The sequence below is a fragment of the Halostella litorea genome, from assembly GCF_004785955.1.
GTDB classification, from domain to species: domain Archaea; phylum Halobacteriota; class Halobacteria; order Halobacteriales; family Natronoarchaeaceae; genus Halostella; species Halostella litorea.
This window is the reverse complement of sequence record NZ_SJER01000005.1, coordinates 143,043-161,074: the sequence shown is the minus strand read 5'-3', so window position 1 is coordinate 161,074 and position 18,032 is coordinate 143,043. Positions and strand designations below refer to the sequence as shown.

Genomic DNA, 18,032 nt, shown 5'->3' with positions numbered 1-18,032 from the left:
TTTGTCCGTCCGCTCGAAGGGCCGGGTATGAGCGACGCAACGCCGGACGACGAGTTTGCCCGCGCCGCCGGGGACCTCGCCGATTCGCTGCGGGAACTGCGCGGGGACGTGGAGCCGCGGCGCGGCCCCCTGGGGCTGCCGCGACCGCCGCGGCCCGACGAACTCCTGCGCTTCGCCGACGAGGCCGCCATCCCGGCGCTCGTCGCCGTGCTGGAGGCGAACGTCCGCGCGCTCGAAGCGCTCCAGCGGGCGATCCGGCTGGCGCGACGGGGCGAGGACGCGCGACAGCAGGGAGGCGAGGCCCGGGACCGCGCCGCCGACCTGAGCCGCGCCACCCTCCAGCGGGTCGACAGCGCCCTGGAGGAGTTCCAGCGCGCCGTCGAATCGGGCGGGCTGCCGGACGACTCGCCGGCCGCGCCGGTGCTTGAGGACGCCCGCGAACTCCGCCGGGAGATCGACCGCCGACTCCGCGACGCGACCGCCGAGGAGCGCACGCTCGACGAGTTCGAGGACGAGGATTCCGGGAAGGGCGTGAACGTCGACGTGGACGCGGAACTCGACTCGCTGCGCGACCAGTATCGGGAGGACGGCGACGAGGACGAGGGCGGGGACGGGAACGGTGGCGGCGGTGCGGGCGACACTTAGACCGGATCGAACTATTCCGATCCGCGCAGCGACGATAAAACGCCGCTTAGACCGGATCGAAGCGGAACCCGTCCCACGCCTGGCTCTCCCGCTCCCGGATACCGGCGTCGGGGTTGCGGAGTTCATCGACGTGGACGGGTTCGACCGCGTCGCCGGTTTCGACCTCGTCGGTGGTCACCTGGCCGAGCGCGCGGACGGAAGCGTCCGCCACGTCGAACTCGACGATAGCGAGCGTGTTCGGCTCGCGGACGCCGGGCGGCGTCGCGGTGCTTTTCGTCCAGGTGACGACCTCGCCGGTTTCGTCCGAGAGGTCGACCGTTTCGGTCTGTTCCTCGCCACACTCCGGACAGACGGTGTGGCCCGGGTACGTGACGTGGCCGTTCGGACATCGGTGTGCGTCGAAGCTCATGGTTCCTCCAGGATGGTGGTGGTCACGCAGTTGCCGAAGCCGCCGACGTTGCACGCGAGGCCGACCTCCGCGTCGACCTGCCGCGGGCCGGCGTCGCCGGTGACCTGTTTGTGTATCTCGTACGCCTGTGCGACGCCGCTCGCGCCGAGCGGGTGGCCCTTCGACTTCAGGCCGCCCGAGGTGTTGATCGGCAGTTCGCCGTCGCGCTCGGTGCGGCCGTCCTCGACCGCCTGCCACGCCTCGCCGGGCTCCGCGAAGCCGAGCCCCTCCATCTGGAGGAACTCGAGGATGGTGAACATGTCGTGCAGCTCCGCCACGTCCACGTCGTCCGGGCCGAGCCCGGCCATCTCGTAGGCCTGCTCGCCGCTCTCGACGACGCCGCCCATCGTCGTCGGGTCGTCGCGCTCGTGGACGACGTGGGTGTCCGTCGCGCCGGCGATGCCGGTGATCACGGAGTAGTCGTCGACGTACTGCTCGGCCTCCGACTCGGGGCAGAGCAGAAGTGCGGCGCTCCCGTCCGTGATGGGGCAGAAGTCGTACAGCCGGAGCGGGTCGGCGACGATGGGCGAGTCGAGCACCGTCTCCAGGTCCACCTCCTTCCGGAACTGGGCGTGGGGGTTGTCGACGCCGTTCGCGTGGTTCTTGACGGCGACCTTCCCGAGGCTCTCGCGGGGGGCGTCGTACTTCTCCAGGTAGTGCCGCGCGGTCAGCCCCGCGAAGCTCGGGAGCGTGACGCCGTGCTTGTACTCGACGGGGTGGGTCAGCGACGCGATCACGTCGGTCGCCTCCGGCGTCGTCCGGTGGGTCATCTTCTCGCCGCCGACGAGCATCGTGAGGTCGCTGGCCCCGCTGGCGACGGACTGCCAGGCGGCGTAGGTGCCCGCGCCGCCGCTCGAACTCGTCTGGTCGACGCGCTGCGTGTACGCCGGCATCGCACCGAGGTCGTGGGCGAGCGCGTTCGGGACGCCGGTCTGGCCCTCGAACTCCCCGCTCGCCATGTTCGACACGTACAGGTGGTCCAGGTCGTCGCCGGAGACCCCGGCGTCGTCCAGGCAGGCTTCGCCCGCCTCCGCGAGCAGCTCGCGGACCCAGGCGTCGCGCTGCCCGAACTGGGTCATCGACGCGCCGATGATCGCTACGCGTTCCATACGAACCCTGTCATGGTGGACCGGTTTATAATTCGGTGATGGGGCGCGCGGCGGCGGCGGGACCGACGACTGACGTCCGGCCGGGAGGCGGTTCCATCCGCCGACCCGGGGAAGGGCAGGCTGTCCGCGATCACAGCATCCGCGAGCGAGTGAGCGGCGCGAACGAGCGAGCGGTCCGAGGAACCATCGAGGGGCGGCGATGCCGCCCCGAGGTGGTGACGCTGTGATTTTGGTCGAGCTTTTGCCGAGTCAAGCGAAACGCGGCGCGATAGCGCCGTGTTTCGCGCTACGCAGCGCAAAAGCTCGCGTTACAGATCCATCCCGCCGTTGATGTCCAGCACCTCGCCGGTGATGTACGAGGAGTGTTCGCTGGCGAGGAAACGCACCGTGCAGGCGATGTCCTCGATCTCGGCGAAGCGGCCCAGCGGGATCTCCGCGAGGATCTGCTCTTGCACCTTGTCGGGGACGGTTTCGAGCATGTCCGTGCGGGTAAAGCCCGGCGCGACGCAGTTGGCGGTCGAGCCGCCGTCGGCGAGTTCCAGCGCCATCGTGCGGGTGAAGCCGAAGAGCCCGGACTTGGCGGTGGCGTAGTTGGCCTGCCCGAAGTTGCCCTGCTTGCCGACGATGCTGGAGATGTTGATCAGTCGGCCCTCGTCGGCGTTCCAGATGTCGTCGTAGAACGCCTGCGTGCAGTTGAACGTCCCGCCGAGGTTGACGTTCATCACCTGGTCCCACTCCTCGCGGGTCATCTTCGTGAAACGGGTGTCCTTCGTGATCCCGGCGTTGTTGACGAGCACGTCGACGGGGCCGAAGGCGTCGTGGACCAGGTCCCGCATCGCGTCGACCTCGTCGCGGTCGGTCACGTCGGCCTGCGCGGCGATGGCGTCACCGCCGGCGTCCTCGATGGCGTCGACGGCATCCAGCGCCGACGACTCCGACGAGCGGTAGTTGACGACGACGTTCGCACCTTCGCTGCCCAGGTGTTCCGCGATGCCGCGGCCGATGCCTCGCCCCGATCCCGTGATCAGACAGGTGCGGTCGTCCATGTTCATGGTTGGTTCCGGAACGGACGCGGGTCGGTCCGCCGGCTACCCGTTCCGGATCTGGTTGCACTTTCAACTAGTCACGGCATAAGGATTCCCCCGGCGGGGGCGGTGGCCGGGTCACCGGAGCGGCCCGCCCTAGCTGTCGTCGACTATCGACCGCGCCTGCGCGATCCAGTCCTCCAGAGCGCTGACGGGCACGTCGGCGTCGTCCGCGAGGTCCTCGGCGGTCGCGGCCGCGAGGTCGGCGACGCTGTCGACGCCGGCGCTCCGGAGGCGGTCTGCGTACGACGGGCCGACCCCGTCGATGTCCTCCAGGTCGCGGTCGGCGGTCGCGTCGGAGTCGTCCGGCTCCGTGTCCTCGGATGAGTCGGCGTTTGCGGCCGCCTCATCGTCGGAATCAGAATCCTCGGCGTCGGAATCGTCGACGTCGGAGCGCTCCTCGAACCACTCGCAGACGTCCGGCCACAGCTCCGCGTGGGAACTGGAGGAGACGGACATCCCGATGTGGCCCGTCGAGGCCTCCATCGTCGTCACGTCGTCGCTCGGGACGACGTCGTTGAACGGCTTGGACGCCTCTGGCGGGATGAGGTGGTCGTACTCCGCGACGATCTGGAGGATCGGCATCTCCAGGTTCCCGATGTCGACGTGCTTCCCGCCGAGTTCGAGTTCGTTCTCGTACAGCTTATTCTTCTGGTAGATGTCCCGGAGGAACTCGACGTACGTCTCGCCGGCCACGTCGATGCCGTCGCCGAGCCACTCCTCCATGCGGGCGAAGTTCTCGACGAAGTCCTCGTCCTCCATGTTCTCGTAGAAGCGGACGTACTTCGTCACGCCGTTGGCGACGGGGTCCATCAGCGCGAAGCCGACGTCTAGGAACTCCGCGGGGACGTTGTCGAACGTCTCCGTGACCTTCTCGGGGTCGTAGTACGCCTCGTCGCCCCACAGTTCGAGGACGCCGCCGCCCCCGGTGAAGCAGAGCCCGGCCGCCATCAGCCCGAGGTTCCGGACCTTCTCGGGATGGAGCGCCGAGTACATGACGCTCATCGTGCCGCCCATGCAGTAGCCGAGCACGTTGATGCTGTCCAGCCCGGAACGTTCGCGCACCACGTCGACGCAGTTGTCGATGTAGCGGTTGACGTAGTCGTCGAGCGTGAGCGAGGCGTCCAGCTTCGAGGGCTCGCCCCAGTCGATGAGGTACACGTCGAACCCGTTGTCCAGCAGCGTCTGGACGACCGAGCGGTCCGGCTGGAGGTCGAGGATGTACGGCCGGTTTATCAGCGCGTACACGATGAGGATCGGCACGTCGTGTTGCTCCTCGGTCCGGGACTCGTAGTGGTAGAGCTGGAGCTTGTTCTCCTCGTAGACGACCTCCTTCGGGGTCTGGCCGACCTCCACGTCGGCGATCGTCTCGCCGGCGTCGGGCGCGGCACCGGCCTTCTCGACTATCTCCGCCGCGTTCTCCCAGGTGCGACGCTGGAGGTCGATCGCGTCGGCGAAGGGGTTCATTCTTCGAGTTCCTCGATGATCCGGTCCAGCTTCCCCTCGACGGCGTGCTGGCGGCGCTCCAGTTCGACGAGCCGCTCGCCGATCTCGACGACGTCACCCTCGGTGGCGAAGCCCAGGTCGTGCAGCGTCGACTCGGCGACCTCGTCGGCCTGCTGGCGGAGGTCGAGCGCCTCGCTCACCGACTCGCCGGTGGCGGCGGCGAAGGCCGTCGTGCTCATCGCCTCCTTGAACGCCTCGTTGGCGGTGTTGAGCCAGATGTCGCGGAACTCCTCGACCTCGACTTCCTCGCCTTGCGCGGCGTCGTTGACGCGGTCGACCATCCGCTGGGCGGCGTCCATCCACGCCTCGTAGGCGCGGGCGTAGCCCTTGACGCCCTCGGACATCTCGTCGTCGTCGACGCTCGCCTCCATCGTCTCGGTCCAGGACTCGACGAACTCGGCCTGGGCCTCGACGTTCTGTTCGAAGGCGTCCATGAACTGCTGGTTCATCTGTTCGACGAACTGGTTCCAGCCCTCGGCGGTCGCGCTCGGTGTGTGTGAATCCGTCATTGTGGAAAGAATGGGTTCGTGACCTGAAAAAGGTAGCCTCAGTTCGCCGCGGCGTCGAACTCGTCGGCGGCGCTCTCGACGGTCCCCTCGACCTGCTCGTGGGCGTCGAGGAAGCTGTCGAACGCGGTGTCGACGGCGTCGACGTAGTTGTCGGCGTACTCGTCGAAGGCGGCGACGTTCTCGTCGATGACCTCGTCGAGCGCCTCCCAGGCGTCGGCCTGGAACTCGTCGGCGCTCTCGAAGCCGTCGTCGACGGCCTCGCGGAGCTCCGAGAAGTCCGCGGCGTCCTCGGGCAGGGTGCTCTCGAGGGCGTCGAGGTAGGCGTGGGCGGCCTCCTGGCTCATCTCGGCGGTCTGGGCCTGCATGGTCTTGACCGTCTCGACGCTCTCGGCGAGCGTCTCGACGGCGGCCTTCTGGGCCGACAGGGCGTCGTGGGTGGCCTTCTGGGTCTGTTCGACGGCGGTGCGCTGGAACTCGAATGCGGTCGTGATGGGGTTGGTGGTGTCACTCATCGGAATCACTTCTGTTGCGTTTCACGGGGACGACGACGGTCTGCACGATGTCGCCCTCCTGGATGTCGAGGGCCTCGCGCTCCGCGTCGGGGATGCTGATGCGGCCGCCGCTTTGCACGCGGGTCTTGAACGTCGCGGTGCCCATGCTCATGGGACCGAGCTTGGACAGCTCGTCCATCCCCCCGGCGTTGGCCGAGAGGAACTGCTCGAACAGTTCCTGCTGGGACTCGACGGCGTCCTCGCTGGCCGCCTGAAGCTGGCGTGCGAAATCCGCTGGCGTCCACGGCATCCCACCGCGGTCGTCGTCCTCCGTCATCGATACAGTATACCACCCCGGAACGGATAAGTGTTCCGCTGAATACCATCTGCTACCATTCAATGACATAGGAAGGATCGGAAGGCCCGGACGCGACCCGGTCGAACCGCGGAGCGGCCGCCGGTTCCGGGCCGGACCGGCGGGCAAGTACCCGCTACGGGGGTGAACAGCCAAAGAAGTCATAGGGGTCTACCGCCAAAGCCGAGTGTTCATGAGTGAGCACTCGCGGGAGACGGCGACGCCGATGTCGGCAATGACGAACGCGTGGGCGCGGATGACGGGGTCGTTCATCAGGAGCGCGACGGCGGCAAACAGCGCGGCGCTGTCGGCGTTCGACGGCGAGGTCGAGTCGGCCGACGCCGGCGACGGGGAGGTCAACCGACGCGAGCCGTCGATCCCCTCGCTGGACTACGAGGAGGACGACTGGACCTTCGAGCGCTCCGTCGAGCGCTCCGAGGAGATAGCGGTCGGGGACTCGGTGCGCTTCTCGAAGACGGTCGACGACGGGGACGTCCGCGACTTCGCGCGGGCCAGCGGCGACACCAACCGCCTCCACCTGGACGAGGCGTTCGCCGAGACCACGCGCTTCGGCGGCCGGATCGCCCACGGGACGCTCGTCTCGGGGCTGATCAGCGCGGCGCTGGCGCGGCTCCCGGGGCTGACGATCTACCTGTCCCAGGACCTGGAGTTCGCCGCGCCGGTGTCGGTCGGCGACCGCGTCACCGCGACGGTCGAGGTCACCGAGGACCTGGGCGACGACCAGTTCCGCCTCTCGACGGAGGTCACGGACGAGGACGCCGACCGCGTCGTCGTCGAGGGCGAGGCGGTGGTGCTGATCGACGACCTGCCCGGCGAGTGACCGGCGTGACGGCCGGCGAGTCGGGCGATTTTCCCGGTTCGGGCGGGACAGCGCGGGATAGGCAGTTATTTTAGGCTCGCCTAAATAGGTCCGGGCACCGAACAATGAGCGGCGACATCTGCGTTATCGTTCCGACCATCCGCGAGTACGGGTGTATGCGGTCGTACTTCGACAACGCCCGCGAGCACGGCTTCGACCTGGACCGGCTCCACGTCGTGCTGGTGACCGAGGACTTCTGTGACACCGACGAGATGCGCGCGATGCTCGACGAGGAGGGCGTCTCCGGCGAGGTATTCGACGGGAGCCGCCGCGAGGAGTGGTACGAGGCCCGCGGCGTGAGCGAGTACGCCCACGTCGTGCCGGCCGCGAGCCACGCCGAAACGAGCTTCGGCCTGCTGTACATGTGGGCCGGCGACTTCGACTACGGCGTCTTCATCGACGACGACACGCTCCCCCACGAGGAGTACGACTTCTTCGGCCGCCACATGGCGAACCTGGCGTTCGCGGGCGAGGTGGAGTCCGTCGCCTCCGACGAGAACTGGGTGAACGTCCTCTACCAGAACGCCGAGGAACACGGCCTCTACCCGCGCGGCTACCCCTACTCCGCGATGGGCGAGACGGTCGAAACCGACACCGCCGAGGTGGCGGCCGGCGACGTCGTCGCCTCGCAGGGGCTCTGGACGAACGTGCCCGACCTCGACGCCGTCCGTATCCTGATGGACGGCGACCTGCAGGGGCAGGCCCAGACGCGGACGAGCGCCGACGACTACGACGGCGACTTCGTCGCCGAGCGGGGCAACTACCTCACCGTCTGCTCGATGAACCTCGCGTTCCGCCGCGAGGTGATCCCCGCGTTCTACCAGTGCCCGATGGACGAGAACCCGTGGGACGTCGGCCGGTTCGACGACATCTGGAGCGGCGTGTTCCTCAAGCGCGCCTGCGACGTGCTCGGCAAGCGCATCTACAACGGTGCGCCGCTGTGCGAGCACAACAAGGCCCCGCGCTCGACGTTCGACGACCTGCACAACGAGGTGCCCGGCCTCGAACTGAACGAGCACCTCTGGCGCGTCGTCGACGAGGTTGGCGGCGACGCGGACTCCTACGCCGGCGTCTTCGAGGCGATGGCGACCGCGCTCGCCGAGGGCGACTGGTCGGCCTACGAGAACGGCGAGTTCTTCGCCCACGTCGGGGAGTACATGCACGACTGGCTGGCCTGTCTCGACGAACTCGACGGCGTCGCGACCCGGCCACAGGTGGCCGCCGCGGACGACTGATATCGGCAGGTATAAGTGTTTTAGGCAGGCCTAAATCAAGGTATGAGCGAAGACGACGGATCCCCCTCGACTCGGCGACGCTTTCTCGCGGCGACGGGTGCCGCTGGCATCGCTTCTACTGCCGGCTGTAGCGCGGTGCTGGACGCGTTCTCGGGCGACGAGGACGACGGCGGCGGCGACGGCCCGGGCCTGATCGGCTCCGGCCGGGAGGGGCGGGACCCGCCCGGCGGCACGCCCATGGCGGAGATGCCCGACCTGAGCGGGACCCTCTCGCTGTACTCCGGGCGCGGCGAACCGCTCGTCGGCGAACTCGTCAGCTACATCGAGAACCTCTACGACGACTTCGAGATCGAGCCCCGGTACAACAGCTCCACGGACCTGGTCAACCAGCTCAGCGAGGAGGGCGAGGCCAGCCCGGCCGACGTGTTCTTCTCCGTCAACTCCGGGGCGCTCGGCGTCCTCGCCGACGAGGGGCTCGCGGCGACGCTGCCCGACGAGGTGGCCACGATGGTCGACTCGGCCTACCGCGACGACGACAACGAGTGGGTCGGCACCTCCGGCCGCGCGCGGACCATCCCGTACAACACGAACCAGTTCTCCGAGGACGACATCCCAAGCGACATCGGCGCCTTCCCCGACGCCGACCGGTTCGAGGACGTGATGGGGTGGGCCCCCTCGTACGGCTCGTTCCAGGCGTTCGTCACGGCGATGCGGATCCTCGAGGGCGAGGACGCCACGCAGTCGTGGCTGGAGGGGATGCTCGACCAGGGGATCGAGCCGTACTCCGACGAGTTCACGGTCGCGCGCCGCATCGCCGACGGCGAACTCGGCGCGGGCTTTACGAACCACTACTACATCCAGCGTGTCGTCGACAACCGCGACGACCCGCCGATCGCCACGGCGTTTACCGAGGGCGACGCCGGCGCGATCTTCAACGTCGCCGGAGCAGCGGTCGTGAGCGCGAGCGACCAGCAGGACCTGGCCGCCAACTTCGTGCGCCACCTGCTCTCGGCCGAGGCCCAGGAGTACTTCGCGACTACGACCTTCGAGTACCCGCTCATTCCGGAGGTCGAACCCGTCGGGGAGCTCCCGACGGTCGACGAACTCGACTCGCCGGACCTGGACCTGACCAAGCTCTCCGACATCGGCCCGACGCTCGAACTGATGCGAGACGCCGGAATCGACGTCTAACGCCGCCATGGCGGTCGACCAGGGGACCACCGCGACCGACGACGCCACCGACGCGGACGGCGGTTCCTACCCCGTCGGGCTCACCCTGCTCAGCGGCGCGGTCGCCGCGGCGTCGGTGCTGCCGCTGTACTGGCTCGTCGAGACGGCGTTTCGCTCCGGCGTCGCCGAACCGCTCGCGCTGCTCGTCGAACCAGCCTCCGTACAGATCCTGATCAACAGCGTCATCCTCGTCGCCTGCGTCACCGGCGCGTCGATACTCATCTCGGTGCCGCTGGCGTACCTGACCGTCCGGACGGACCTGCCGGGGCGGCGGTTCTGGACCGTCGCGGTGATGCTGCCGCTCGTCATCCCGAGCTACATCGGCGCGTTCGCGTTCGTCTCGGTGTTTTCCCCCCAGGGGGAGGTGCAGTCGCTGCTCGCGCCGCTGGGCGTCGACTCGCTGCCCGGCATCTACGGGCTGTGGGGGACGGTGCTGGTGCTGACGCTGTACACCTACCCCTACGTGTACATCACGACCCGGGCGTCGCTGAAGACGCTCGATACGAGCCTCGTCGACGCCGCCCGGACGCTTCGGCACACCCGCTGGGAGGCGTTCAAGCGGGTCGTGGTCCCGCAGATCCGGCCGGCCGTCGCCGCCGGGTCGCTGCTCACCGCGCTGTACACCCTCTCGGACTTCGGTACGCCCCAGATCATGCGCTACTCCGTGTTCACCCGGATCATCTACACGCGGTGGGCCGACAGCGCCGAGTTCGCCGCGACGCTGTCGCTCCAGTTGCTCGCGGTCACCGTGCTCATCCTCGCCGTCGAGTCCCGGCTCCGGGGCGACGACACGCTCCACGGCTCGGGCGGCGGCGGCCACACGGCGACCCGCGTCCGCCTGGGCCGCTGGCGCTGGCCCGCCGTCCTCGCGCCGGCGCTGGTCGTCGGGTTCGCGCTGGTCGTGCCGATCGGTACGCTCTGTCTCTGGCTTGTGCGGGGCGGCGCGACCGGGAGCGGCGTCCCGTTCGAACTGGAGTACGTGGCCCACTCCGTCGACGTGTCGCTGGCGGCGGCGCTCGTGGCGACGGTGCTCGGCCTGCCGGTCGCGTACCTGTCGGCCCGGCACGACACGGGCCTCGGCGACCTGTTCGAGCGCGTCACGTACGTCGGCTACGCCGTGCCCGGCGTCGTGATGGGGCTGGCACTCGTGTTCGTCGGGATCAACGTGGTGCCCGACCTCTACCTGACGCTCCCGCTGCTCATCTTCGCGTACGTCGTCCGCTTTCTCCCGCAGTCCGTCGGGTCCACGCGGGCCTCCTTCCTCCAGATCAACCCGGCGCTTCCGGAGGCCGCCCGGACGCTGGGCCGCAGTTCCGTCGGCGCGTTCCGCGCGGTGACGCTGCCGCTTGCCGCGCCCGGCCTGCTCGGGGGCGCGGCGCTCGTGTTCCTGACGACGATGAAGGAACTGCCGGCGACGCTGATGCTGCGACCGCAAGGTTACAAAACCCTGGTCACCTACATCTGGCAGATGCAGGAGGACGGCTACTACGGCGACGCCGCCGTGCCGGCGCTGGTGCTCGTCGCTATCTCGGCGGCTTCGATCCTCGTCATCATCTCCCAGGAGGGGTACGATGTCAAATAGCACGCTCACCGACGCGGCGACGGAGACGGACCCGACGGCCGACGACGCGCCGGCGGGCGAGACGGTGCTCGAACTCGACGGCGTCAGCAAGACGTACGGAAACGAGCGCGTGATCGACGACCTCTCGCTGTCCGTCGCGGACGGGGAGATACTGACGCTGCTCGGCCCGTCGGGCTGTGGCAAGACGACGACGCTCCGCCTCATCGCCGGGCTGGAGCGGCCGGACGGCGGCGTCGTGTCGCTGGACGGCTCGCCCGTCGCCGGCGACGGCGAGTTCGTCGCGCCCGAGCGCCGCGGCGTCGGCGTCGTGTTCCAGGAGTTCGCGCTGTTTCCCCACATGACCGCCGAGGAGAACATCGCGTTCGGCCTGAAGGAGCGCCCGGAGGCCGAGCGCGAGGCCCGCGTCGACGAAATGCTGGACCTCGTGGGGCTGGACGCCCACCGCGAGAGCCGCCCCGACGAACTGTCGGGCGGCCAGCAACAGCGGGTCGCGCTCGCTCGCTCGCTCGCGCCTGAGCCGGAGATGCTGCTGCTCGACGAGCCCTTCTCCAACCTCGACGTGGACCTGCGCGTCGAGATGCGCGAGGAGGTCCGGTCGATCCTGAAGGAGGCCGGCGTCACGGCCATCTCCGTCACCCACGACCAGGAGGAGGCGCTGTCGATCAGCGACCGCGTGGCCGTGATGAACGACGGCCGGATCGAGCAGGTCGACCGCCCGGAGCAGGTGTTCCAGCACCCCGAGTCGCGGTTCGTCGCGGGCTTTCTCGGCCACGCGAGCTTCCTCTCGGGCTTTCTCTCCGGCGACACTGTCGAGACGGGGCTAGGCCCGCTCGACCGCGACCGCATCCACGGGCTGACCGCCGAGTACGACGGCACGAAACTGGACGTGCTGGTCCGGCCCGACGACCTGTCGGCGGCGCCCGTCGACGGGGGCGGCGACGGCGAGGTGGTCCACCGCCGCTACCTCGGGCCGACCGTCCTCTACCGCGTCGTACTCGACAACGGCGACGTGCTGGAGTGCATGCACAACCACACCGACCAGGTGACAAACGGGACGCGCGTGTCGGTGTCGCTCGACGCCGACCACGACCTGGCCTGGTTCCCCGCCACGCAGCGCTGATGGCCGACGGTCCCCGCGTCGGCGGTGCCCTCGACGGGGTCCGCGACCTGGAACTCCGCGAGCGCCTGCGGCCAGCCCACGCCGCCGCGCTCGTGGCCGCCGCCGCGGGCGTCGTCGTCTTCGTCCTCGCGACGGACCTGTTCCCCTACCACTCCAGCAACCACGACGAGGCGGTGTACCTCCAGCAGGCCGAGATGCTGCTCGCCGGGCAGTTGCACCTCCGCCCGGCGGTGCCCGACGCCGTCCGTCCGTGGTTCTTCGTCGACGACGGCGGCAGCCTCTACCCCAAGTACACGCCGGTGACCGCGGCCATCTACGCCGCCGCAAAGACGCTCACCGGCGAGTTCCGCGTCGCGCTGGCCGCCGTGGCCGCGGGCAACGCCGCGCTCTGTTACGCCGTGACCGCCGCGGCGTTCGACCGACGGACCGGCGTCGTCGCGGCCGTCGCGCTCGTCGGCGCGCCGCTCTTTCTGCTGTCGTCGTCGGTGTTTCTCTCCTACGCCCCGACGGCCCTGCTCACCTGGGCGTTCGCGCTGGCGTACGTCCGGGCGGTCCGCCGCGGCAGCCGTCGCTACGCGGCCGCCGCGGGCGTCGCCGTCGGCCTCGCGTTCTTCTCGCGGCCCTACACCGCCGTGCTGTTCGCCTCGCCGTTTATCGCCCACTCGCTCCTGACGCTGGCGCGGGCGTACCGACGCCGGCGCGTCGGGGGGACCGACCGCTCCTTCCGGGAGTGGACCGCGCTGTACGCCGTCGTCTGCGCCGGCGGGCTGGCGTTCGTCGCCGCGACGCTCGCGTACAACGCCGCCGTGACGGGGTCGCCGCTCACCTTCCCCTACGAGGCGTTCGCGCCCCGCGACGGCCTCGGATTCGGCTATCGCCGAATCTTGACTCACGACCTGCAGTACACGCCCGCCGTCGCACTGCGCGCCAACGCCTGGGTGCTGTGGTACTTCGCGACGCGCTGGTTCGTCGCCGGCCCCGTCGGGACGCTGCTCGCGGCCGCCGGCGTCGCCCGCCTGCTGGTCGGGCTGTACCGGGGCGACCGCGCCGGCGCTGGCCCGGCGACCGACGACGGCCCGCTCCCCGACCGCGAACTCCGCGCCGTCCTCGCGGGGCTGTTCGTCACCGTCTGCGTCGGCAACGTGTTCTTCTGGGGGAACTACAACGTCCTGTCGACGTTCGCCGACCCGACCGACGGCCTGATCTCGCAGTTCGGCCCGTTCTACCACTTCGACCTGCTGCTCCCGCTGTCGGCGTTCGCCGCGAGCGCCGTCGTGGCGGGGTACGACCGGCTGCACGCGATCGCGTCCGACCGCCTCTCGGCGCGCGGTGTTCGCGTCGCCTTGCTGGTCGCGCTGGTCGTCACGCTTCCGGTCGTCGGCGTCGCCGAGCGGAGCGTCGTCGAGCCGCCGGTCGAGCGCAACGCGGCCTACACCGAGAAGTACGAGCGGGCGTACGCTCCGTTCGAGGACCGCGAGTTCGAGCGCGCGGTCGTGTTCGTGCCCGACCCCTACGGCGACTGGCTCAACCACCCGTTCCAGCCGCTCCGGAACGACCCCGGCTTCGACGGGCCGGCCGTGTACGCGCTGGACCGCGACGCCGCCGGCGACTTCGCCGTCCTCGACGCGTACCCCGAGCGCACGCCGTACCGGTACACCTACCAGGGCGAGTGGACGGCGGACCCGACCGAGCGGGTCGCGCCGAAGCTCGTCCGCCTCGACGTCCGCGAGGCGGCCGCCTTCGACGCCGAGACGCGCGTGGGCGTCATCCGGAACGCCGAGTCGGCGACGGTGCGGGTCGCCGCCGAGGAGCGAGCTATCGAGTACGCCGTCGAGCGCGACGACCCGGGCGACGAACTCGCCGTCTCGTGGGAGCTGACCCCGCGGGGCGTCCGCGCCGTCGGGGAGAACCTGACGCGGGTGTCCGGCGACCGCGCGTACGTGCCGGTGAACGGGACCGCCGACGTGGCGGTGTCGGTGACGATGGTCCAGCGCGGCGGCGCGTCGGTCACCTACCGCGAGGACGCGAGCGTCAGGACGAGCGAGGGGCGCGTCGCGGTGGTGTGGCCACCCGAGCGCTCGGTCTGCAACCTGGTCCTCGACTGCGCGCGTGAGGGGACGTACCTCCCGGACCGCCCCGAAACCAGGGTCTCCGGGACGTGGATCAACAGTACGCTGACCGCGCGGGAGTGAGAAGTACGGCCGGGACTGGCCCGCGCCCGCCGCTACCGGAACCGCTCCTCCAGACAGACCTTGACGATGGACTTGGCGATGGCCGCGCCGCCGGAGAACGGGTCGAGTTTCGTCTGCCCTTTGCGCTCGCGGTAGGCGATCGGCTCCTCGATCACGTCGTAGCCCCGCAGCAGCGGCCGGATCAGCAGTTCGGCCGAGAGGCCGGTGTTCTCGGTCCACTCGATCGACTCGACCACCTCGCGGCGGTACGCCCGCATCCCGGTCGTCGTGTCGTGGACGCGCCGGCCCATCAGGAGGCTGGCGAGCAGCGCGAACGCCTGGTTGCCCCGCCGGTTGAGGTCCGGCATCGCGTCGGCCCCGTGGTAGAGCCGGTCGCCGCTGACCACGTCGTACCCCTCGTTGATCCGCTCCAAGAACTCCGGAAGCTGTTCCATCGGGTAGGTGTCGTCGCAGTCCGTCGTCACGACCACGGGGCGGTCCGGCGTCAGGATCGCCTCGCGCACGGCGACGCCGTACCCCTGCGGGGCCTGACGGACGACCCGTGCCCCGTGCTCCTCGGCTATCTCGGGCGTCTCGTCGGTGGAACTGTCCACGCAGACGACCTCCGCCCGGCCGTCGGTCACGTCGTCGATGTCCGACAGCACGGTGCCGATCGCCTCGGCCTCGTTGTACGTCCCCATCACGACGCTCACGTCGTCGAACGTGTACTCGCCGTCGGCGTCGCTCGCGTCGGTCGACCCGTCCCCTCCGCCGGGCGATTCGATCCCTCCGTCCGCCGCGTCGTCGGTGGCGTCCGCGCTCATTACCCGGCGTTCCCGTCGGGACCACTTGAGTTTTTAGGTTCGCCAAAACCGTGTGGTAGGGAGTCCCCATCCACGTCGACCCCGCCGCGGCGGGCCCGAGCCGGGGGCAACGGCTATGGCGGCCGCGTCGCTTGGCCACGGTATGACGGACTTCCGACGGCTCGCGGCGGCGACTGGACTCGTCGCCCCGGTTCTCGCGGTCGGGTCGTTCACCCTGGCGACGACGCTCTCGCCGACGTTCACCTGGAGCGGGGCCGCCCTCTCGGACATGGGCCGGCCGAGCGAGCCGACGTACTGGCTGTTCAACGGCGGGCTGGTCGCCGCCGGCGTCGTGGGGCTGCCGTTCACGTACGCGCTCTCGAGTGCGGCCCGGAACGCGGTCCACCGCGCGGGGGTCGCGGCGTTCGCCGTCGCCGTCGCCTGCATGGGACTTGTCGGCGTCTTCCACCTGCCGCGGGCGGGCCACGCCGCGGTCGCTATCGGGCACTATCTGTTCGCCACGGTCACGCTGGTCGTCTGGGGCGCGGGCGACGTGCTCGCCGGCGACCGACGGCTGGGGGTCGGGACGGTCGGCCTCGGCGTCGGCCACGTGGCGATGTGGGTCGGCTGGGGCGTGACGCTCGCGCCGGCGTTCTTCGCGGCCGCCGAGGCGGCCGGGGCGGCGATCTTCGCGGGGTGGATCCTCGGGACGGCGCGCCGCGTGCTCGCTACTCGACCGACGCCAGCGCGGTGAAGCGGTTCACGTCCGCGTCCGTGCCGACGACGACCACCTCGTCGTCGGCGTGGAACCGGTAGGACGGGTCGAGGTCCGTCGTCACCTCGCCGTCGCGCTCGACGGCGACGACGGTACAGCCCGTCCGCTCGCGGACGTTCGCGCCGCCCAGCGACTGCCCCGCGAGCGCCGGGACCCGCGTCCGGACGCACTCTATCTGGGTGTCCAGGGAGACCACGTCCTCGTCGAGCACCGTCGAGGCGAGCATCCGGCCGCTGACGGTCGTCAACGCCAGCACGTAGTCGGCGCCCGCGCGCTGGAGCTTCGGCACGCTCTCGGCGTCGTTGGCCCGGCAGACGATCTCCACCTCCGGGGCGAGTTCCGCGACGACGAGGGTCGCGAACGTCGTCTCCGTGTCGGTCCCGAGCGCGAGGACGACGGTGTCGGCCTCCGGGACGCCGGCCTCGCGGAGCGTCGGCTCCGTGGTCGCGTCGCCGACCACGTCGACCGACGGCCCCTCGCGGATGTCGACGACGGTCGCCCCCACGTCGGCGGCCGCCAGCGCGTCGACGACCGCCGTCCCGACCTCCCCCGCCCCGAGGACGACCACGTCGGACCGCGAGGGGTGGCGCTTCCGGGAGAGCGTGAGCCCGCGGAGCCCGCGTAAGTCCGACTCCCGCCCCGCGGCCACCAGCACGGTCCCCTCCGCCAGCGTGAACGAGGGCGGCGGCGGGCTCCGGAACTCGCCGCCGTCCCAGACCCCGACGACGTTCGCGCCGGTCCGCTCGCGGATGCCGCTGTCGACGAGGCGCTCGCCGGCGACGTCGCTGTCGGCCCGGACGGTGAGCTCCGCTATCTCGAAGTCGTCCGAGACGGCGTCGCCGACGTCGGAGCCGGCCGCGGCGGTGATCTTGTCCGCGAGGCTCTCGCCGAGGATGCGCTCCGGCGAGAGGACCGACCCGGCGCCGGCGTAGCGGTGGTAGTCGGCGTTGGCGACGTCCTCGACGAGGCTGACGACCTGCACGTCCGGGTCGACCTCAAGCGCCGAAAGCACGATGGTCGCGTTCCGCTCGTCGTCGGCGTCGGCCACGACCGCAGTCGCCTCGCCGACGCAGGCCCGCTCCAGCGTCGCCGTCGACTCGGGGTCGCCGGCGATCACCGACAGCCCGTCCTCGTGGAGGTCCGCGGCGACGTCGGGGTCGGACTCGACGACGACGTACGGCTCCCCGCGGGTCTCCAGTTCGTCGACGAGCGCCGCGCCGTGGGCCGTGTACTCACAGAGGACGACGTGGTCCGAGAGGCCCTCGACCGACCGGGGCGCGCGCGTCTCCAGGGCCTCCTCGAACAGCGGGAACACGAACACCGGCAGCGCCATGAAGATGAGGAAGACGCCGGTCAGGTCCATCAGGATGACGAAGACGTTCATCAGCGGCGACGACCACGGCGCGTCGGAGCCGTAGCCGGTCGTCGTGAACGTCTCGACGACGACCTGCAGCGAGCGGAGGAAGGGCCGCGGCTCCCCCTCGACGTACACCATGCCCGTGTGGTAGGCGACGGCGTAGACGACGATGACGCCGGCCAGCGAGAGGAGGTACAGTCCGGTCCGCCGTCGCCACTTGCTCATTCGCCCGCGGGTTCCGAGGACTGGCACAAAAGCGTTCCGTCACCCCGCGTCGGTCCCCGGTTCCCGGACCGGTCGGGCCGGTCACGCGCACTCACGGCGGGGTGCAGGCGGTCAAAAGGTTGAAATTCGGACCCGCCATATGGACTGGCATGCACAAAGACGAGCTACTCGAACTGCACGAGCAGATGGTGACGATCATGGAGAACGTCGCCGAGCGGGAGGAGGTCGACCCCGACCTCTTCGACCCGTACTACCAGCTCGACGTCGACCCCTCCCACGTCCACAAGTCCAAGAGCGAGCACAAACACGCCGTGTTCGTGCTGGGCAACGCGCTCGCGACGGCGATGAGCGAGGACGAGTTCTCCAGCGCCGGCCGGATCGGCAAGCGCATGGAGGAGCTCGCGGACGACGCCGAACAGCGAATCTGAGGGGGCCGACCGCCGGATAACGTCAGCGTGCGGTCACGACCGGCGGCGGAAAGTATTTGGGGCGCTTGTGGCTTTGCG

General features: G+C 70.0%; 18 protein-coding genes. 9 read left to right on the top strand and 9 right to left on the bottom strand.

Going from position 1 to position 18,032, the window contains the following annotated elements; translation table 11 throughout:
- Positions 1-27 precede the first annotated feature (27 nt).
- On the top strand, positions 28-645 hold the full coding sequence (locus EYW40_RS15655) for a DUF7547 family protein (RefSeq protein ID WP_135822595.1): 618 nt from the start codon (positions 28-30) through the stop codon (positions 643-645).
- Positions 646-691: 46 nt separating this feature from the next.
- Here the strand turns inward: EYW40_RS15655 and EYW40_RS15650 are convergent, their stop codons facing one another.
- The 7 genes from EYW40_RS15650 to EYW40_RS15620 form a co-directional block, all read right to left on the bottom strand.
- The gene (locus tag EYW40_RS15650) at positions 692-1,054 is read right to left on the bottom strand and encodes a Zn-ribbon domain-containing OB-fold protein (protein WP_135822594.1); all 363 of its coding nucleotides are present in this window, start codon (positions 1,052-1,054) and stop codon (positions 692-694) included.
- On the bottom strand, positions 1,051-2,202 hold the full coding sequence (locus EYW40_RS15645) for a thiolase family protein (RefSeq protein WP_135822593.1): 1,152 nt from the start codon (positions 2,200-2,202) through the stop codon (positions 1,051-1,053). The genes EYW40_RS15650 and EYW40_RS15645 overlap by 4 nt, the downstream gene beginning before the upstream one ends.
- Before the next feature lie 308 nt (positions 2,203-2,510).
- Positions 2,511-3,254 carry a beta-ketoacyl-ACP reductase gene (locus tag EYW40_RS15640; protein ID WP_135822592.1) on the bottom strand — a complete coding sequence of 248 codons (744 nt, stop codon included), beginning with the start codon at positions 3,252-3,254 and terminating at the stop codon, positions 2,511-2,513.
- Between the two features lie 129 nt (positions 3,255-3,383).
- Entirely contained in the window at positions 3,384-4,754 is a 1,371-nt protein-coding gene (gene phaC, locus EYW40_RS15635; RefSeq protein ID WP_135822591.1) for a class III poly(R)-hydroxyalkanoic acid synthase subunit PhaC, read from the bottom strand.
- Positions 4,751-5,302 carry a poly(R)-hydroxyalkanoic acid synthase subunit PhaE gene (locus EYW40_RS15630; RefSeq protein WP_135822590.1) on the bottom strand — a complete coding sequence of 184 codons (552 nt, stop codon included), beginning with the start codon at positions 5,300-5,302 and terminating at the stop codon, positions 4,751-4,753. The genes phaC and EYW40_RS15630 overlap by 4 nt, the downstream gene beginning before the upstream one ends.
- A gap of 38 nt (positions 5,303-5,340) precedes the next feature.
- Positions 5,341-5,814, bottom strand: coding sequence for a hypothetical protein (locus EYW40_RS15625; protein ID WP_135822589.1), 474 nt, complete (start codon positions 5,812-5,814; stop codon positions 5,341-5,343).
- Positions 5,807-6,130, bottom strand: a complete 324-nt coding sequence (locus EYW40_RS15620) for an AbrB/MazE/SpoVT family DNA-binding domain-containing protein (protein WP_135822588.1) — start codon at positions 6,128-6,130, stop codon at positions 5,807-5,809. Before EYW40_RS15620 ends, EYW40_RS15625 begins: the two co-directional genes overlap by 8 nt.
- A gap of 211 nt (positions 6,131-6,341) precedes the next feature.
- Between EYW40_RS15620 and EYW40_RS15615 the strand changes: the two genes are divergently transcribed.
- From EYW40_RS15615 to EYW40_RS15590, 6 genes are all read left to right on the top strand, one after another.
- Positions 6,342-6,989: a MaoC family dehydratase gene (locus EYW40_RS15615; protein ID WP_135822587.1), complete on the top strand. Its 648-nt coding sequence runs from the start codon at positions 6,342-6,344 to the stop codon at positions 6,987-6,989.
- Positions 6,990-7,093: 104 nt separating this feature from the next.
- Positions 7,094-8,263 (top strand): alpha-1 4-glucan-protein synthase, encoded by a 1,170-nt coding sequence (locus EYW40_RS15610; RefSeq protein ID WP_135822586.1) that lies wholly within the window; start codon positions 7,094-7,096, stop codon positions 8,261-8,263.
- Positions 8,264-8,305: 42 nt separating this feature from the next.
- Complete coding sequence (locus EYW40_RS15605; RefSeq protein ID WP_135822585.1) at positions 8,306-9,454, top strand: extracellular solute-binding protein; 1,149 nt, start codon at positions 8,306-8,308, stop codon at positions 9,452-9,454.
- A 7-nt stretch (positions 9,455-9,461) separates the two neighbouring features.
- Complete coding sequence (locus EYW40_RS15600; protein ID WP_135822584.1) at positions 9,462-11,075, top strand: ABC transporter permease; 1,614 nt, start codon at positions 9,462-9,464, stop codon at positions 11,073-11,075.
- Entirely contained in the window at positions 11,065-12,195 is a 1,131-nt protein-coding gene (locus EYW40_RS15595) for an ABC transporter ATP-binding protein (RefSeq protein WP_135822583.1), read from the top strand. Before EYW40_RS15600 ends, EYW40_RS15595 begins: the two co-directional genes overlap by 11 nt.
- Complete coding sequence (locus EYW40_RS15590; RefSeq protein ID WP_135822582.1) at positions 12,195-14,387, top strand: DUF7846 domain-containing protein; 2,193 nt, start codon at positions 12,195-12,197, stop codon at positions 14,385-14,387. Before EYW40_RS15595 ends, EYW40_RS15590 begins: the two co-directional genes overlap by 1 nt.
- Before the next feature lie 32 nt (positions 14,388-14,419).
- On the opposite strand, the gene EYW40_RS15585 is transcribed toward EYW40_RS15590, so the two are convergent.
- Positions 14,420-15,067 (bottom strand): dolichyl-phosphate hexose transferase, encoded by a 648-nt coding sequence (locus tag EYW40_RS15585; RefSeq protein ID WP_237560625.1) that lies wholly within the window; start codon positions 15,065-15,067, stop codon positions 14,420-14,422.
- 265 nt (positions 15,068-15,332) lie between these two features.
- On the opposite strand from EYW40_RS15585, the gene EYW40_RS15580 reads away from it, so the two are divergent.
- Positions 15,333-15,923 carry a DUF998 domain-containing protein gene (locus EYW40_RS15580; RefSeq protein ID WP_161973227.1) on the top strand — a complete coding sequence of 197 codons (591 nt, stop codon included), beginning with the start codon at positions 15,333-15,335 and terminating at the stop codon, positions 15,921-15,923.
- Here the strand turns inward: EYW40_RS15580 and EYW40_RS15575 are convergent.
- Positions 15,898-17,526: a potassium channel family protein gene (locus EYW40_RS15575; protein WP_135822579.1), complete on the bottom strand. Its 1,629-nt coding sequence runs from the start codon at positions 17,524-17,526 to the stop codon at positions 15,898-15,900. The two genes, EYW40_RS15580 and EYW40_RS15575, sit on opposite strands and share 26 nt — an antisense overlap.
- Before the next feature lie 149 nt (positions 17,527-17,675).
- Between EYW40_RS15575 and EYW40_RS15570 the strand changes: the two genes are divergently transcribed.
- Positions 17,676-17,954, top strand: coding sequence for a UPF0058 family protein (locus tag EYW40_RS15570; protein ID WP_135822578.1), 279 nt, complete (start codon positions 17,676-17,678; stop codon positions 17,952-17,954).
- Positions 17,955-18,032 lie beyond the last annotated feature (78 nt).

Excerpts from the sequence above, each read along its gene's own strand:
- EYW40_RS15655 (WP_135822595.1), top strand. The coding sequence starts at position 28 with ATGAGCGACGCAACGCCGGACGACGAGTTTGCCCGCGCCGCCGGGGAC.
- EYW40_RS15650 (WP_135822594.1), bottom strand. The coding sequence starts at position 1,054 with ATGAGCTTCGACGCACACCGATGTCCGAACGGCCACGTCACGTACCCG.
- EYW40_RS15645 (WP_135822593.1), bottom strand. The coding sequence starts at position 2,202 with ATGGAACGCGTAGCGATCATCGGCGCGTCGATGACCCAGTTCGGGCAG.
- EYW40_RS15640 (WP_135822592.1), bottom strand. The coding sequence starts at position 3,254 with ATGAACATGGACGACCGCACCTGTCTGATCACGGGATCGGGGCGAGGC.
- phaC (WP_135822591.1), bottom strand. The coding sequence starts at position 4,754 with ATGAACCCCTTCGCCGACGCGATCGACCTCCAGCGTCGCACCTGGGAG.
- EYW40_RS15630 (WP_135822590.1), bottom strand. The coding sequence starts at position 5,302 with ATGACGGATTCACACACACCGAGCGCGACCGCCGAGGGCTGGAACCAG.
- EYW40_RS15625 (WP_135822589.1), bottom strand. The coding sequence starts at position 5,814 with ATGAGTGACACCACCAACCCCATCACGACCGCATTCGAGTTCCAGCGC.
- EYW40_RS15620 (WP_135822588.1), bottom strand. The coding sequence starts at position 6,130 with ATGACGGAGGACGACGACCGCGGTGGGATGCCGTGGACGCCAGCGGAT.
- EYW40_RS15615 (WP_135822587.1), top strand. The coding sequence starts at position 6,342 with ATGAGTGAGCACTCGCGGGAGACGGCGACGCCGATGTCGGCAATGACG.
- EYW40_RS15610 (WP_135822586.1), top strand. The coding sequence starts at position 7,094 with ATGAGCGGCGACATCTGCGTTATCGTTCCGACCATCCGCGAGTACGGG.
- EYW40_RS15605 (WP_135822585.1), top strand. The coding sequence starts at position 8,306 with ATGAGCGAAGACGACGGATCCCCCTCGACTCGGCGACGCTTTCTCGCG.
- EYW40_RS15600 (WP_135822584.1), top strand. The coding sequence starts at position 9,462 with ATGGCGGTCGACCAGGGGACCACCGCGACCGACGACGCCACCGACGCG.
- EYW40_RS15595 (WP_135822583.1), top strand. The coding sequence starts at position 11,065 with ATGTCAAATAGCACGCTCACCGACGCGGCGACGGAGACGGACCCGACG.
- EYW40_RS15590 (WP_135822582.1), top strand. The coding sequence starts at position 12,195 with ATGGCCGACGGTCCCCGCGTCGGCGGTGCCCTCGACGGGGTCCGCGAC.
- EYW40_RS15585 (WP_237560625.1), bottom strand. The coding sequence starts at position 15,067 with ATGGGGACGTACAACGAGGCCGAGGCGATCGGCACCGTGCTGTCGGAC.
- EYW40_RS15580 (WP_161973227.1), top strand. The coding sequence starts at position 15,333 with ATGACGGACTTCCGACGGCTCGCGGCGGCGACTGGACTCGTCGCCCCG.
- EYW40_RS15575 (WP_135822579.1), bottom strand. The coding sequence starts at position 17,526 with ATGAGCAAGTGGCGACGGCGGACCGGACTGTACCTCCTCTCGCTGGCC.
- EYW40_RS15570 (WP_135822578.1), top strand. The coding sequence starts at position 17,676 with ATGCACAAAGACGAGCTACTCGAACTGCACGAGCAGATGGTGACGATC.